Annotated in this window: 14 protein-coding genes; 3 read left to right on the forward strand and 11 right to left on the reverse strand. The window is 41.8% G+C overall.

Annotated features, from left to right (window positions below; genetic code table 11):
• Positions 1 to 3: 3 nt before the first annotated feature.
• The 10 genes from BACPLE_RS06160 to rsmH are packed head-to-tail and all read right to left on the reverse strand — an operon-like array spanning position 4 to position 12,030.
• The gene (locus tag BACPLE_RS06160) at positions 4 to 741 is read right to left on the reverse strand and encodes a cell division protein FtsQ/DivIB (RefSeq protein WP_007559919.1); all 738 of its coding nucleotides are present in this window, start codon (positions 739 to 741) and stop codon (positions 4 to 6) included.
• The gene (gene murC, locus BACPLE_RS06165; RefSeq protein ID WP_007559921.1) at positions 738 to 2,114 is read right to left on the reverse strand and encodes a UDP-N-acetylmuramate--L-alanine ligase; all 1,377 of its coding nucleotides are present in this window, start codon (positions 2,112 to 2,114) and stop codon (positions 738 to 740) included. Before murC ends, BACPLE_RS06160 begins: the two co-directional genes overlap by 4 nt.
• Complete coding sequence (murG, locus tag BACPLE_RS06170; protein WP_007559923.1) at positions 2,104 to 3,234, reverse strand: undecaprenyldiphospho-muramoylpentapeptide beta-N-acetylglucosaminyltransferase; 1,131 nt, start codon at positions 3,232 to 3,234, stop codon at positions 2,104 to 2,106. The genes murC and murG overlap by 11 nt, the downstream gene beginning before the upstream one ends.
• Before the next feature lie 39 nt (positions 3,235 to 3,273).
• The gene (locus BACPLE_RS06175; RefSeq protein WP_007559925.1) at positions 3,274 to 4,524 is read right to left on the reverse strand and encodes an FtsW/RodA/SpoVE family cell cycle protein; all 1,251 of its coding nucleotides are present in this window, start codon (positions 4,522 to 4,524) and stop codon (positions 3,274 to 3,276) included.
• A gap of 29 nt (positions 4,525 to 4,553) precedes the next feature.
• Positions 4,554 to 5,885 carry a UDP-N-acetylmuramoyl-L-alanine--D-glutamate ligase gene (gene murD / locus BACPLE_RS06180; RefSeq protein ID WP_007559927.1) on the reverse strand — a complete coding sequence of 444 codons (1,332 nt, stop codon included), beginning with the start codon at positions 5,883 to 5,885 and terminating at the stop codon, positions 4,554 to 4,556.
• A gap of 4 nt (positions 5,886 to 5,889) precedes the next feature.
• Complete coding sequence (mraY, locus tag BACPLE_RS06185) at positions 5,890 to 7,158, reverse strand: phospho-N-acetylmuramoyl-pentapeptide-transferase (protein WP_007559929.1); 1,269 nt, start codon at positions 7,156 to 7,158, stop codon at positions 5,890 to 5,892.
• A 17-nt stretch (positions 7,159 to 7,175) separates the two neighbouring features.
• Positions 7,176 to 8,633: a UDP-N-acetylmuramoyl-L-alanyl-D-glutamate--2,6-diaminopimelate ligase gene (locus BACPLE_RS06190; RefSeq protein WP_007559931.1), complete on the reverse strand. Its 1,458-nt coding sequence runs from the start codon at positions 8,631 to 8,633 to the stop codon at positions 7,176 to 7,178.
• A gap of 6 nt (positions 8,634 to 8,639) precedes the next feature.
• Positions 8,640 to 10,763, reverse strand: coding sequence for a penicillin-binding protein (locus BACPLE_RS06195; RefSeq protein ID WP_007559933.1), 2,124 nt, complete (start codon positions 10,761 to 10,763; stop codon positions 8,640 to 8,642).
• Position 10,764: 1 nt separating this feature from the next.
• On the reverse strand, positions 10,765 to 11,112 hold the full coding sequence (locus BACPLE_RS06200; protein WP_007559935.1) for an FtsL-like putative cell division protein: 348 nt from the start codon (positions 11,110 to 11,112) through the stop codon (positions 10,765 to 10,767).
• 3 nt (positions 11,113 to 11,115) lie between these two features.
• On the reverse strand, positions 11,116 to 12,030 hold the full coding sequence (rsmH, locus tag BACPLE_RS06205) for a 16S rRNA (cytosine(1402)-N(4))-methyltransferase RsmH (protein ID WP_007559937.1): 915 nt from the start codon (positions 12,028 to 12,030) through the stop codon (positions 11,116 to 11,118).
• A 266-nt stretch (positions 12,031 to 12,296) separates the two neighbouring features.
• Between rsmH and BACPLE_RS06210 the strand changes: the two genes are divergently transcribed.
• Together BACPLE_RS06210 and BACPLE_RS06215 are read left to right on the forward strand one after the other, a co-directional pair.
• On the forward strand, positions 12,297 to 13,115 hold the full coding sequence (locus BACPLE_RS06210; protein ID WP_007559939.1) for a 1-acyl-sn-glycerol-3-phosphate acyltransferase: 819 nt from the start codon (positions 12,297 to 12,299) through the stop codon (positions 13,113 to 13,115).
• A gap of 28 nt (positions 13,116 to 13,143) precedes the next feature.
• A complete protein-coding gene (locus tag BACPLE_RS06215; protein WP_007559941.1) occupies positions 13,144 to 14,133 on the forward strand; it encodes a GNAT family N-acetyltransferase in 990 nt (329 codons plus the stop codon).
• A gap of 9 nt (positions 14,134 to 14,142) precedes the next feature.
• Here BACPLE_RS06215 and BACPLE_RS06220 read toward each other — a convergent pair whose 3' ends face one another.
• Positions 14,143 to 15,474 (reverse strand): deoxyguanosinetriphosphate triphosphohydrolase, encoded by a 1,332-nt coding sequence (locus tag BACPLE_RS06220; protein WP_007559944.1) that lies wholly within the window; start codon positions 15,472 to 15,474, stop codon positions 14,143 to 14,145.
• 138 nt (positions 15,475 to 15,612) lie between these two features.
• Between BACPLE_RS06220 and dut the strand changes: the two genes are divergently transcribed.
• Complete coding sequence (gene dut, locus BACPLE_RS06225; RefSeq protein ID WP_007559946.1) at positions 15,613 to 16,047, forward strand: dUTP diphosphatase; 435 nt, start codon at positions 15,613 to 15,615, stop codon at positions 16,045 to 16,047.
• Positions 16,048 to 16,056 lie beyond the last annotated feature (9 nt).

A 16,056-nucleotide genomic window follows, 5' to 3' on the forward strand; every position in this document is an offset into this window, starting at 1 on the left:
ATCTTAGTCTTCTTTTTTTGTTCCGATAATTTGATTGTTAAACTCAATACTGATCCGCTCATATTTGTTCCAGCCGATACGGTTGAGCACTTTGCTGTAAAACGTTTGCAATTTACTGAATTTTTCTTCAAAATCAGTGGCTTTCCCTAAAAAAAGAATGTGATCGCCTACTCGGGGAACAATTTCCAGTTCTTTTTTAGGGGTTACGTTTATCTGCTCTACTTGAGCCTTCCAAAACGGGTTGCGCTGTAGGTATAGTCCTAGTTCATATAATTCTTGCTGAGCAAATTTCCGGTCGATAAATCCTGTGGCAACTGCTACATGAATAGGCTTTCCTGTGGCATTCATAATTTTTCCGGAATGATCAATGTAGTAATTGTCCCCATTGCTGCTCATGACTCGTAAGAGGGGGATACGTTGGTAGATTTCGACTCCAACTTTTCCTCCTGAGGTAAGATAGCATTCAGCTCTGCTGATGAAGGGATGTTGTGAAAGGGTCTCTTCCAACTGGCGGACATTGATTGTGCCAATACGCTTTTCTCCCGGATATAGTTTCTTTTGCTTTAGTAACTTGGTTACTTCTGCTTCAGTAATAAAACCGTAGTCAATGCTGTCTTTGACAACCAATTCCATACCCTTGCAGACCTGATTTTCGGGTTTGCGGTTAAATACGGTAACAGCTACTACAAGATAAATAGAAACCATTACAAGAATGCAGAGTATGAGAATTCGTTTAATCATCTATCTTTTAGTAATTCATAAATTTGTGGAACGTAATTGTCAATATCTCCAGCTCCAAGCGTAATAAGTACGTCCAGTTTTTTATTTTTCAGCACTTCCATAATCTGCTCTTTGGAACACATGCTTTTTTCTATGCCCGGTCGTAAATTGTCATAAATAAGTTGACTGCTTACTCCAGGAATAGGAGCCTCTCTGGCTGGGTAGATATCCAAAAGAATCACTTCGTCTAATAATGACAGACTATCGGCAAAATCCTGATAGAAATCACGGGTACGCGTGTAAAGATGCGGTTGGAATACAGCCGTGATTTTCCGGTTAGGATATAATTTACGGATAGAACTTACGCTCTGCCGGATTTCTTCCGGATGATGTGCATAGTCACTTAGAAAGACAATGTGTGAGTTCTTTATCTTGAAATCAAAGCGACGGTCCACACCTCTGAACTGTGGCATTGCAGCCTTTATTTCTTCTGTGGTGGCACCTCCGATTTGTGCTAAAGCCATAGCGGCAATACCGTTTTCAATATTGACAAAGACTGGTACTCCTAACTGCACGTTGGTGATGTTGCCTAAAGGAGATATGTAGTCGAAATAAATTTCACCGTCATCAATACGGATATTTTCAGCATGGAAGTCTCCTTTTTCGGTAGAGTAGGTGTACACGGTAACTCCCGGCTGTACATCAGGTTTCAGTTCCAGTCCTTCCTTAATAATCAGGTATCCGTCCGGACGGATAAGTGAGGTGTATTTACGGAAACTTTCCAGATAAGCTTCGTGCGTACCGTAAATGTCCAGATGGTCTGAATCGGTGGCGGTAATTACCGTAGCATACGGAGTCAGCCAGTGGAATGAGCGGTCGAATTCGTCTGCTTCGATAACTACGTAGTCACTTTTATCCGATAATAACAGATTGGTCTGGTAGTTCTTGGAAATACCTCCTAAAAATGCATTGCATCCCACGTGCGAATGGTCCATCAAGAAAGCGGCCATGGTAGAGGTGGTCGTTTTTCCATGGGTTCCGGCTACGCACATTCCTTTCTCAGTCTGAGTCAACATTCCCAGTACTTGGGCACGTTTGTGAATCTCAAACTGATGTTCCTGGAAATAAACTAATTCTTGATGGCTTGTAGGGATAGCAGGGGTATAGACCACCAGTGTGGTTTCCGGATGAAGAAATGCTTCTGGAATGAGAGATACACTCTCTTCATAATGAATGTCTGCTCCTTCTGCAATCAGTTTCTCTGTCAGCTCGCTTGGAGTGCGGTCATAACCGCCTACTTTTTTCCCTTTTGACAGGAAATAACGTACCAGGGCACTCATGCCTATGCCTCCGGCCCCAATGAAGTAGACTGCTTGTATGGTATTAATGTTCATGACTTTCTTTATATTTTAATGCTAGCTTGCAGACTTCCTTAGCGATGATGTTAGCAGAGTCTTTAATAGCCAGTTTGGTAATGTTGCTACTTAATTCTTTCAATAAATCGGGTTTGTGAACCGCTTCGATGGCAGTATCCAGCAGTTTTTGAGTTGCTTCACTATCTTTAATGTAAACAGCTGCATTTTTGTTGACAAGTGCCAGTGCATTTTTTGTCTGGTGGTCTTCTGCCACATTGGGAGAAGGTACCAGGATGACTGGTTTGCCTAGCAGGCAGAATTCGGAAATAGAACCAGCACCTGCACGGCTGATTACCACATCTGCAGCACTATAAGCTGCAGCCATGTCGGATATGAAGTCGGTTACGTGTAACATCGGAAGTTCTCCGTAAGCCTTTACAGCTTGTTTGGCCTCATTGATATAGATTTTTCCGGTCTGCCAGATAAATTGCACTCCTGATTCTTTGATCTTGTCGAATCCCTGCATCATGCAGTTGTTGATTGTACGTGCTCCCAGGCTGCCTCCGATAATTAGAATGGTCTTTTTCTCTGGGTCTAATCCGAACGAGCGGATGGCTTCTTCACGTGATATGTTTTTGTTCAACAATCCTTGTCTGACTGGATTTCCAGTCAGAATGATTTTGTTTTTATCAAAGAACCGTTCCATCCCTTCGTATGCCACGCAGATCTTTTCAGCTTTTTGAGCTAATAACTTATTTGTGACTCCGGCATAAGAGTTTTGTTCCTGTATCAGCGTGGGAATACCCATCATGCCTGCCATTTTCAGGGTAGGACCACTGGCATAGCCCCCTACGCCTACAGCAGCATGAGGTTTGAAGTTCTTTATGATTTTACGGGCCATCAGCTGACTTTTGAATAACTTGATAAGTACGCTGATGTTTTTTAATAAATGTTTTCTGTCAAATCCAGCGACCGGTAATCCGATAATCTTGTAACCTGCGGCAGGAACGCGTTGCATTTCCATTCGTCCTTCTGCTCCGATAAACAAAATCTCAGTGTCCGGATATAATTCCTTTATGGCGTTGGCTATGGAAACGGCGGGAAAAATATGTCCTCCCGTGCCACCTCCACTTACTATGATGCGTAATTTTTCTTCCATATTCTTATGTGATTTACCTGCAAAGGTAAGAATAAACTTTTAAACGGATTTCTCCTGTGGTATGATATTATTTTCGGGAGCAACCTCCTGAGGCTGTATCGTTTGTTGTGCGAGCAACTCTTCTTCTCGTTGACGTTTCAAGTCATTTACATATCGGCTGATGCTTAGAATCATTCCAATGTAGACGCAATTTACAAGAGTTGAAGTACCCCCTTTACTGATGAGTGGCAAAGGCTGTCCGGTGACAGGCATGATTCCTACAGCTACCAGCATGTTAAATGTGGCCTGCAACACAAGCAGAATCCCAATGCCCGTAACGAGAAATACGTAATATGACTTGTCACAATTCCTGGCTATTTTGGCAATTCTCATCAGAAGCAGGATGTAAAGAATGGCTACGAAAGCTCCTCCTACAAGTCCTAATTCTTCTATGATGATGGCATAGATAAAGTCAGAAAAAGCTTGTGACAAGAAATCGCGCTGCACGCTGTTTCCCGGGCCTTTTCCTAAAATATGGCTGCTTGCAATGGCTATATTGGCATGGGCTATCTGTGCGTCATTGTCAATGTCAAATTTTGCAGCCGGTATTTCACTTTCATCAAAATGGTTGTTTAAACGGCTCTGCCAGGTTACCATACGGTGAAGACCAATTTTATCCCAGGCTTCTCCTGGAATATATTTGATAGTTCCTACACCAATGATGATGCAGGCAATACCGATACCAGCAAGTAACCCGAGTTGCTTGAAAGGGACTCTCCCTACAAACATGAGAAGAAAAACACTTCCCGCCAACAGAACTGCTGTAGAAAGGTTTTCACTCACAATGAGTCCACAAGTTGCAGCCGTAATACCGCATATATACTTAAATGCTTTTTTGTTGGCTCCATTTTCTTCCTGCATGCGCGAAAGAATGAATGCGACGGTAATGATGGTTGCCATTTTTGCGACTTCTGAGGGCTGGAACTGAATGAAACCTAAATCAATCCATCGTTTGGCCCCGTTGGTAAGAGCACCAATCACGAATACGGCTATCAGTAATCCCCATGAGATAGGTAGCAAGGCGATAAAAGTCTTGAACCAGCGGCAGGGAATATTATGCACAATCCATACAGCGATGGTGCCAACCATCAGCAATGTCAGATGGTTGGTAATTGGTCCCCAGTGGTCTCCACTTTTATAGGTAAGCGTACTGGATGCACTGAATACCTCTACAATGGATATCAAGCAGAGGAACAGATAAATAATCCAGATAGCTTTATCCCCTTTAAAAAAGTTTTTTAGCAAATCCATGTGCTATGATTCTAACTTTTTAATGATGCTTATAGGTTTCTTACACACTCTTTAAACTGGTCGCCTCGGTCCTCATAACTTTTAAACAGGTCAAAGCTTGCGCAGCACGGACTTAGCAATACGGTTTCTCCTTTTTTTGCCATGTTGTAAGCCGCATTTACAGCATCAGGCATGCTCTGTACGTCTACAATCGGAAGACCAAAGTTGTCGAAAAAGTCGTGCAGCTTTTCGTTGTGGAGTCCCAAGAATATCAGTCCGCTACATTTCTCTTTTACAAGGTCGGCAATCTCATTGTAGTCATTTCCTTTGTCTTTTCCTCCCAAGATTAAGATGGTTTTAGTCTTCATGCTTTGAAGGGCATACCAGCATGAGTTGACGTTCGTAGCTTTTGAGTCGTTGATATAATCCACTCCTTTCACACGTGCTACCTTTTCCAGTCTGTGCTCTACGCCTTTGAAATCATTCAGAGCTTCGCGGATGCATTCTTTGCGGATGCCTGCAATGTTAGCAGAAATACCGGCAGCCATAGAGTTGAAGAGGTTGTGAGTTCCAGTCAGAGCTAGCTCCTCCTGTTCCATATTGAATGCGATAGGACGGGTGAAGTACACCTTGTTTTCTTCGGTAAAGGCAGCTACTCCTTCTTCGTTCTTTTCTGCGAATGGGAAGTATTGTCCGTGAATACCGTATTTATGAAGTTCCTTCTGTATGATAGGGTCATCGTTCCAGAAAATGAAAGCATCATCATCCGTTTGGTTCTGAATAATGCGGAATTTGGCATCCACGTAATTCTGCATTTCGAATCCGTAACGGTCCAGATGGTCTGGAGTAATGTTCATCAGCACGGCGATATTGGCATGGAACTTATACATGTTGTCGAGCTGGAAGCTGCTGAGTTCAATGACATAATAGTCATAGTTACATTCAGCTACCTGATAAGCCAGACTTTGCCCAATATTGCCTGCCAGTCCCACATTCAGACCTGCTTTCTTGAAAATGTGATAAATCAGTGAGGTTGTAGTTGTTTTACCATTGCTGCCTGTGATACAAATCATTTTAGCATTGGTATATCGGCCTGCAAATTCAATCTCCGAAATGATGGGAGTGCCCTGATTCTTTAATTTCAGAATGATAGGAGCATCATTGGGAATTCCCGGGCTTTTAATCACTTCATCCGCATTCAGAATCAACTCTTCTGTGTGTTTGCCTTCTTCCCATTGAATACCTCTTTCGTTCAACATTGCTTTGTACTTGTCCTTGATGAGGGACATGTCTGATACAAATGTGTCAAATCCTTTTTTCTGTGCCAGGACAGCGGCACCAGCGCCGCTTTCTCCTGCTCCTAAGATGACAATTCTTGCCATTGCTTTATCTGATTTTAAGTGTGATTATCGTAATTGCTGCTAATACAATGGTTACAATCCAGAAGCGGACTGTAATCTTGGACTCATGGAATACGCTGTGAGGGCGTGTGATCAAATAAGTACAGTTTGGGTCGAGCTGTGCCAATGTCGTACGGAAATGGTCATGAATCGGTGAGCGTTTGAATATACGCTGTTTGACTCCTTTTTTCTTACCGCGCTGGAAATACTTCACTTGAAGAATAACCGACAGGTTCTCGACCAGGAATACTCCACATAAAATAGGAATTAATAACTCCTTGTGTATGATGATGGCAAATACAGCGATAAGTCCTCCAATAGTAAGACTTCCGGTATCGCCCATGAATACTTGCGCAGGGAAGGCATTATACCATAAGAAACCGACCAGTGCTCCAATGAAGGCACAGATAAAGATTACCAGTTCCTCACTTCCTGGAATATACATGATATTCAGGTATTCTGCATATTCTATGTGACTGGATACATAGGCCAGTATACCTAAGGTAACCCCGATAATGGCCGAGTTTCCGGCTGCCATTCCATCCATACCATCGTTCAGGTTGGCTCCGTTGGAAACGGCTGTGACCACAAAGATGGTGATGAATACAAAGACAATCCATCCGGCATCTTGTGCATGTTCTCCTAAGAATCCTACAAAGTCGGCATAATCCAAGTTGTTGTTCTTGAAGAAGGGAATCGTTGTCTTGGTTGATTTCTCATCCACGGGTTTATGAACTACGTCAACCACACGACCGTCTTGTTGAATTTCAATGTTCTCTCGTATTACTACATCCGGACTCAGGTACAGAGCCAGACCTACAATCAGTCCGAGACCTACCTGGCCGATGATTTTAAATTTGCCATGAAGTCCTTCCTTGTCTTTTCGGAAAACCTTGATATAGTCATCCAAAAAACCTAAAGTCCCAAGCCATAAGGTAGTAACCAGCATCAATATCATGTAGATGTTATGTAATTTACCTAATAACAGGCAAGGAATCAGAATTGCTACGATAATAATAATACCTCCCATTGTTGGAACACCAACCTTATTGACGTTAAAAGGATCAATGGACGCATCACGTTGAGTTTCTGTGATTTGTTTCTTTTTGAGCAAATTAATGAAATATTCTCCAAAGATAGCAGAAATCAACAAAGAGAGGATGACGGCCATTAATGAACGGAACGACACGTACCCGAACATTCGTGCTCCTGGAAAATTGAATTGCTCTAGATATTGAAATAAATAATATAACATTGTCTTGTTTCTATTTTTTAAAGTTCTCCTTTGAATATTTCGTCCAATACTTCTTTGTCGTCAAAATGTGATTTGACACCCTTTACATCCTGATAGGTTTCGTGTCCTTTTCCGGCAATCAGGATGACATCTTGTGGTTGAGCTAACATACATGCGGTACGGATCGCTTCTTTGCGATCGACAATGCTGATCACTTTTTTCATGTCGTCCTTGCTAAGTCCCGCTAACATGTCATTGATGATGTCTTGCGGTTCCTCAAAGCGTGGATTATCAGAAGTGATAATTACTTTGTCGCTTCTTTGTGCGGATTCTTTCGCCATTAAAGGGCGTTTCCCTTTGTCACGGTTTCCTCCGGCACCTACTACTGTAATGACTTGTCCTCTTCCTCTTAACACTTCATGAATGGCTTCCAATACGTTCACTAATGCATCAGGTGTATGTGCATAGTCAACGATGGCTGTATAGCCTTTGGGAGAACGTTTGGCATCGAAGCGTCCGGAAACAGGACGAAGCATGCTCAGTTTTACCAATATATCTTCCGGGCGTTTACCTAACAAGCAAGCTGCTCCATATACAGCCAGTAGGTTGGATGCATTGAAGCGTCCGATAAATTGTACGTTTACTTCGCGGTTGTTAATGTCAAGCAGCATTCCGTCAAAACTATCTTCCAGTACTTTGCCTTTGAAGTCACATAAAGAATGCAGAGAGTAGGCAGCTACTTTGGCTTGGGTATTTTGTGTCATGACCGTGCCGTTCTTGTCATCCAGGTTAGTCAGTGCAAAAGCCTGTTTTGGAAGATTGTCAAAAAATGCTTTCTTGGCTTTCAGGTAATTTTCAAATGTCTTGTGGTAATCCAGATGATCACGGGTAATGTTTGTGAAAATACCACCGGCAAAAGTCAGACCACTGATACGTTTCTGTACTACAGAGTGTGAACTGACTTCCATGAATACATATTTGCATCCTTCATCAGCCATACGTCCCAGTAACTGATTCAGTGTAATCGGGTCTGGAGTAGTATGGTCAGTAGGGATGGCTTCTCCGTCAATGTAATTGCACACTGTAGAGATTAATCCGGCCTTATATCCAAACAAGCGGAACATATTATATAATAAGGTGGCAATGGTCGTTTTTCCGTTAGTACCAGTTACTCCTACTAATTCCAGTTTGGAAGTCGGATCTCCATAGAATGTAGTGGCGAGTTTACCAACGGCTTCTTCTGTATCTGTCAGTTGTACATAAGTCACATTAGATTCAATTTGTACAGGCAGCTGTTCACAGACTATTACTGTTGCTCCATTTTCAATAGCTTTGGAGATATAGTTATGTCCATCAGCTTGCGTTCCTTTTACGGCAACAAACATGAATCCGTTTTTTACCATGCGTGAGTCCATGTGAATACCATTTACTTCCAGGTTGGTAGTTCCTATGATTTGCTGTGCGTTGACAGCTTTTAGCATATTCTCAAGTTTCATTTCTTTCTAGTTTAATGTTAATGTAATTGTTTGTCCTTTATGTAAATAAGAGCCTGCATTCAGGCTTTGTCTGATTACCTTTCCTGTACCAGATAAGCGTACGTGGAGTCCTTTGCTTTCCAGCAGATAAACTGCATCTTTTGCTCCCATTCCTCTTACGTTTGGTACTAAATTTTTTTCTGTATTTGTTCGTTTCAGTTCAGCATAAGTTGTTGTGCAGTTTGCTTTTCCCCAAATAGGAGTGTTGCTTTTCGGTATACTTGAGCTGTTACTTTGAATATTCAGATTCTGTAATACATAAGATGCTTCGCGCAAGTCACCATTCTTTACTTCAGGAATAATAATTGAAGTAGAGTCTTTTGCTGAGGCTAAATCCTGATACAGATGCTTAGCATAAATACGTTCAGCAATCCGGCTGAATACGCTACCGGCTTGCAAACCTCCTGATGCAGGACCATGCGGTATCTGAATGGACACCATACAACTGTATTTAGGTGCTTCAGATGGAAAATAGCCGCAGAAGCTGACCAAGTAACTTACACCTCCAGCTTTGTATCCAGCCTTTCCTTGAGAAACCTGAGCGGTACCTGTTTTTCCGGATACACTAAACTGTTTACTTCCGGCAGGCTTGGCCAGTCCTTCAGAAACCACCTTTCGTAGAATCCCTTGAATCATGGTAAGGGTAGTGTCCGAACAGATTTTAGGATTTACAATCTCTGTCGGGAATTCTTGTATGATTTCTCCATCTTTTGCGATAGCCTTTACAAACTTAGGCTTGACCATGACTCCGTTATTTGCTATGGCATTGTAAAAATTTAGCATATAGATAGGAGGAATCATCGTTTCATATCCGATACTCATCCAAGGTAAGGAGGTCTTGGCGAAGTATCGTTCTTTAGGCCCCAATATACGAGGACTTGCTTCTCCTACGAAACCTAAATTTAAAGGCTTGTCAATGCTCATGCGTTTCAGTCCATCTATAAATCTCTGTGGATTATCTCCGTAGAATTTGTCGATGATGCTTGATACGCCTACATTGGATGACACTTCCATGATTCTGGTTACGTCTATTTTTCCATATCCGCCTTTATACCAGTTCCAGTCCTTCATGTTGCTTCCGTGCATATTGACCACACCATTGCCCGTATCTACCATGTAGTCGGGTGTGATGAACTTGTCTTCCAAGGCTACCATGATCGAAGCTGTCTTGAAGGTAGAACCCGGTTCCATCAAGTTGCTTACGGCGATATTTCGCATCTCATAATAGTTTCCGTCACCAGCCCGGGTCATGTTTACGTTGGCCTTTACCTCTCCGGTTGCTACATCCATGACAATGGCTACACCAAACACCGCTTCAAGATTTTTTAGCTGGTCTACAAGAGCCTTTTCTGCAATATCCTGCATACCGACATCAATTGTGGTAATTATATCACAACCGTCTACGGCAGGTTTGTCGATAATATTCAGGTATTTGTTCATGACTTTTTGTCGGTGAGTAATACCGTCCTGCCCTTTCAAAATAGAATCGTATGTCAATTCTATTCCGTTCTTTGCTCCTAATGCTACATCCGGATACATATCGCCTAACGTACGTGCCGCCAGTGAACCGAATGGTTTTTTACGCTGGTTGAAAGCCAGTTCATGAAATCCTCCCTTGAATTTACTCAAGTTGAATACGGGTAATTTCTTGGCTTCTTTGTATTCTATGTAAGAAATACGACGTGGATAGAGAAGGTAATTCCGGCTTTTCTGTCGTCTGCCTTTCAATATGTGCTGTCGAAATTCCTTGGCGCTCTTGTCTGGAAAAATTTGATGAAGTCCTTCGCAAATTTCGGTCAGGTGGTTCATCAGCATGGTGTCTTTCTTTTCACCTCCAGCTTTGAAGTCCATATAGATTTTATATTCTGGCAGGCTGCTGGCCATCAGTTTCCCGTCTGAAGAAATGATATTTCCTCTGGTAGGATGGACAATTACATTTTCTTTGATAAAACGGTCGGCCACATCTTTCCAGTATTGCCGCTCTGCAAACATGATAATTGCCGCTTTTGCAATGATTGCAATAGCCAGCAATGCCATGATGAATACAATAAGCGTATATCGTAGTATGATATTTTTTTGTCCTGGTACCATTTTAGTCCTTGTTTTTTATTAGATAGGGCGGTGTGGAAGCTGTTTCCAGTGGGGTCCCTTCTGCAGAAATATACTCTTCAATGCGCGACTGGCGGCTTTTCTCTGTCAGTTCAGAGGAAATAGTCAGAGCGTCATATTTAGTGTCGATTAATTCCTTTTTCAAACGGTCTATTTCAATCATTTCTTGCTGACTGGAATAGCGGTTGTCTATGTACAGGATGACAAGAATCATAATCAGTATGATTAAGTTAGCCTGCTTTCTCATCAGGTGTACCAGTACTTCTCCTCCTAATATGCTTCTCCATGTAATATGTGGAGATTCTTGTGGTGTCATTTCTTGGTGTTCCATGTGTTACTTCTTTTCTGCAATTCTCAGTTTGGCGCTGCGTGAACGTGGGTTACGCTGTATTTCGTCCTCGCTGGGGATAATAACCTTGTTGTTTATTAATTTAAACGGAGTTTCTACGTTCCCAAAAAAGTCCTGTTTAGCTTTTCCTTCAATATTCCCCGTTTTCATGATGTTTTTTACCATGCGGTCTTCCAGCGAGTGATAGGTAATGACTACTAGCCTTCCTCCAGGTTTGAGGGCTTCTGTTGCGGCGTAAAGCATTTCTTTTAGCGCTTCCATTTCTTGATTCACTTCAATTCGGAGCGCTTGGAAAACTTTTGCCATTTCTTTCTTTTCTCGCTCTCTTCCGTAAAGTGGTTTTACGATTTCGATGAACTCTCCAATGGTTTCAACCGGTTTTTGTGCTCTGGCTTTTACGAGTGTTGCAGCTAGTTTACGGCTGTTTTTAAGTTCACCATAAAGATAAAACAGATCTGCCAGCTTTTCTTCCTCATATGTGTTGATGATATCAGCAGCGGTAATACCGGCACGTTTATTCATACGCATATCGAGCTTCCCGTCAAAACGGAAGGAAAATCCTCGTTCCGAGTCGTCAAAATGGTGAGACGAAACACCTAAATCTGCTAAGATTGCATCCACTTCTTCTACTCCGTAATAACGAAGGAAATTGTGCAGGTAGCGAAAATTACTTCTGACAAAAGTAAAACGTTTGTCGTTGATGATATTTCTTTCTGCATCGGCGTCCTGATCAAAACTGAACAGCCGGCTTTTATCATCCATATTCCGTAATATTTCTCTGGAGTGTCCTCCTCCTCCAAAGGTTACGTCTACGTAAGTACCTCCTGATTGAAGATGCATACCTTCAATGCTCTCGTGTAATAGTACTGGTATATGATATGTAGGCTCTGTTTTCTCCATGCGATTTTCTTGTAAATTCACCTTATTATATATTCAAGCGGTAAAATTAGAAATTTCCATAGAATCACGCATCATGTTTTCTATAGAAAATATGAATAAGTTATCAACAGGTTACTCTTTCTGTGTAAAACGAGGAAGAAACGTCAAAGATTTGTCTTAATGAAATCAGTTCTGCAATTTTTTTTATCAGTATAAGTGTATTTTTTGTCATAAAATGAGTGTCTTTTCAAAAGATGAGTTACTTTTGCAAAGTAAACTTTTGTAGAATGGGTGAAAATTCAATATTTTTAATTGACATTGATAAAGTATTGAGAGACAAAGCCGGGAAAAAAGCTAATCGTATACCGCGTTTTTTAGTGTCATACTTAAAGCATATTGTGCATCAGGATGAGATTAACGTGTTCCTGAAAAGTGTTGCAGACAAGACCGGTGTGGATTTTCTGGAGGCTTGTATGGAATTCCTTGACATTAAGCTGGAAGTGAGAGGGATAGAGAATCTTCCTTCCGATGGCTTGTGTACGTTTGTGTCTAATCATCCTTTAGGTGGTCAGGATGGTATCGCCTTAGGCTATATATTGGGCAAACATTACAATGGTCGTATAAAATACCTTGTAAATGATTTGCTGATGAATCTTCATGGATTAGCTCCCTTATGTATTCCTATTAATAAGACTGGCTCCCAGTCGCGTGATTTTCCTAAGATGGTAGAGGCTGGATTCCGCTCTGATTCTCATATTATTATGTTTCCGGCTGGCATCTGTTCCAGAAGGCAAAAAGGTGTGATTAAAGATTTAGTTTGGAAGAAAACCTTTATCTCTAAAAGTGTGGAAACACAACGGGATGTTATTCCTGTGCATTTTGAAGGAAGAAATTCTGATTTTTTCTACAATCTAGCCAATCTGTGTAAATTTTTAGGGATTAAGTTTAACATAGCCATGCTTTATTTGGCTGATGAAATGTTTAAAAACCGTCATAAGACTTTTAAGGTGACAATTGGCAAACCGATTCCATGGCAGACGTTTGATAAATCACGTTCGGCCACGGAATGGGCAGACTATGTAAGAGAGTTAGTTTATAAACTGTGAAAAGAAAATACGATTTAATCATTAGATTATGGAAGATATAATTGCTCCGATTGACAAAGAAGTTCTAAAATCGGAACTGACGGAAGACAAACGCTTAAGATTTACGAACAAGAGCAACAACGAGATTTACATTGTTACATGGAAGAATGCGCCTAATGTGTTGAAGGAGATTGGGCGTTTGCGTGAAATTGCATTCCGTGCCGCTGGAGGGGGAACCGGTAAGTCAATGGACCTTGATGAGTATGACTTGATGGAAAATCCTTATCAGCAATTGATCGTATGGGATCCTGAAGCTGAAGAAATTCTGGGCGGCTACCGTTATCTGTTAGGAGATGAAGTGGAGTTTGATGCCGATGGCAAGCCTTTGCTGGCAACGGCGCACATGTTTAATTTCTCCGAGAAATTCTTGAAAGATTATTTGCCTACTACGATAGAATTAGGACGTTCTTTCGTTACGCTTGAATATCAGTCTACTCGTGCAGGTTCAAAAGGGCTGTTTGCCTTGGATAATTTATGGGACGGTCTGGGAGCATTGACGGTGGTAATGCCTCAGGTAAAATATTTCTTTGGAAAGATGACCATGTATCCCAGCTATAACCGCTTCGGACGTGATATGATTCTTTATTTCCTGAAGAAACATTTCAATGATAAGGATAAGTTAATTACCCCGATGCAGCCTTTGTTGATTGAAACCGATGAAAAGGTACTTGAGAAGCTGTTCTGTTACGATACCTTTAAGGAAGATTATAAGGTATTGAATACAGAGGTGCGCAAGTTGGGTTATAACATTCCCCCTCTAGTGAATGCCTATATGAGTTTGTCACCGACCATGCGTATGTTCGGTACGGCGATTAATGATGGCTTTGGCGATGTGGAAGAAACCGGTATTTTGATTGCTGTGGATGAGATTCTCGAAGAAAAGCGTGTGCGTCACATTGAATCCTATCTGCGTGAACATCCGGAGGCTCTGCAGATAACTTCTGGAGCCAATCCGGTGGTAAATAAAACGCAGAAATAATAATATTCTTTATAGAGCAGGCAGGCTGTTCCCGTTTATTTTTCGGTATAGGTCAAGTGCATAGACATCTGTCATACCGGAAATATAATCGAGTACAGCCTGAATTTTTTCATATAAGGTAGGAGCCTGGATATGATATTGGCTGGACACTCGGTTGATTAACAGCTGGGAATACGCCTTTTTCGGGTATCTTACTGCTTCAATCATTAAGTCGACCAGCGTGGTGATTACCTGATAACCGGCCAGTTCAATGTCGACTACATCTTTCGAGCAATAAATCTTTTCAAAAGCCGTATGTGAGCAGTTTTCATAGGCATCTCTGACTCTTGAACTGAGTTTTTGAATCAGCGTTCCTTGAAATTCACCTTTTAGAATTTCTTCTTCGTGCAGAATAAAGGTGCGTACACATTCACTGATTAATACTCCGATGGCCGATGAACGCAAGTAGGCTATTTGCTCATTGGTATCGTCCACCATTTTGCATATCGATTGAATATGGTCTAACTTCTCGGGCGCAAAGAAACGTAAATACAATTCTTTGGTCTCCTGTGTAGTCAGTATTTTCAGTTTATGCGCATCTTCTATATCCATCATCTGGTAGCAGATGTCATCTGCCGCTTCTACAAGGTACACCAGCGGATGGCGGCAATACTTCAATGGTTCTCCTTCCTTGCTAATCTTTTTAAGTCCCAGTTCATGGGCAATCTTCTGAAAAGCCTCTTCTTCGCTGGTAAAGAATCCGAATTTTTGCTTGCTGCCGGCCAACTGTGAGGAAAATGGGTATTTCACAATAGCGGCTAATGTGGCATACGTCAATACGAAACCGCCGGGACGTCGTCCTTGAAACTGGTGGGTAAGCAGACGGAATGCGTTGGCATTCCCTTCAAAGTGAGTGAAGTCATCCCATTCCTTTGCTGAAAGATACGCTTGTAAGGTGCGTCCTTTTCCTTCGGAAAAATACGTGCCGATCGCTTTCTCTCCCGAATGGCCGAAAGGAGGATTTCCTAAGTCATGTGCCAGACAGGCAGCCGATACAATGGAGCCTATTTCTGAAATATGCGTATCATGCAGTTCCGGATGAAGCTTTAATAGCTCGGAGGCGATTTTATTGCCGAGTGAACGCCCTACACATGAAACTTCCAGACTGTGTGTCAGTCGGTTGTGTACGAAGATACTTCCCGGTAAAGGAAAGACTTGTGTCTTGTTTTGTAAACGCCGGAAAGGGGCTGAGAATATCAGTCGGTCATAGTCACGTTGGAACTCTGTACGGTCTTCTTTTCGGGCTTCATGAAGATTCTCCAGACCGAACCTTTTATTTGATAGCAATTGTTTCCAGTTCATAATGTAACTCCTTTGTGATGTGGTACTTAAATTTAAAGAAGCTCTAAAAGTTAAGTGCAAAAATATAAAAAAATGGTAAACGTAACTATTAATTCTGTGGATTGTGTAACTTCGCAACTTCATAAAAGCATAAAATAGATGAAAATACAGATTATAAATACTTCCCGGCATCCATTGCCGCAATATGCTACTCCGCAGTCGGCTGGGGTAGATCTTCGTGCGAACCTGAATGAACCGATTGTGTTAAAGCCTTTACAGCGTTGTCTGGTACCTACCGGCTTGTTTTTAGCGTTGCCGCAAGGATATGAGGCTCAGGTACGTCCACGTAGTGGACTGGCTATCAAAAAAGGTATTACCGTATTGAATTCTCCGGGAACCATTGATGCCGATTATCGAGGAGAAATCAACGTGATATTAGTCAACTTGTCGGCTGAAGAATTTGTGATTGAAGACGGTGAACGTATTGCGCAGATGGTGATAGCCCGTCATGAACAGGCTGAATGGGAAGAAGTGAAAGTGTTGGACGAAACGGAACGTGGGGCAGGAGGATTTGGTCACACAGGAACCGTATAAACCTGAATG

This window comes from Phocaeicola plebeius DSM 17135 (genome assembly GCF_000187895.1).
GTDB classification, from domain to species: Bacteria; Bacteroidota; Bacteroidia; order Bacteroidales; family Bacteroidaceae; genus Phocaeicola; species Phocaeicola plebeius.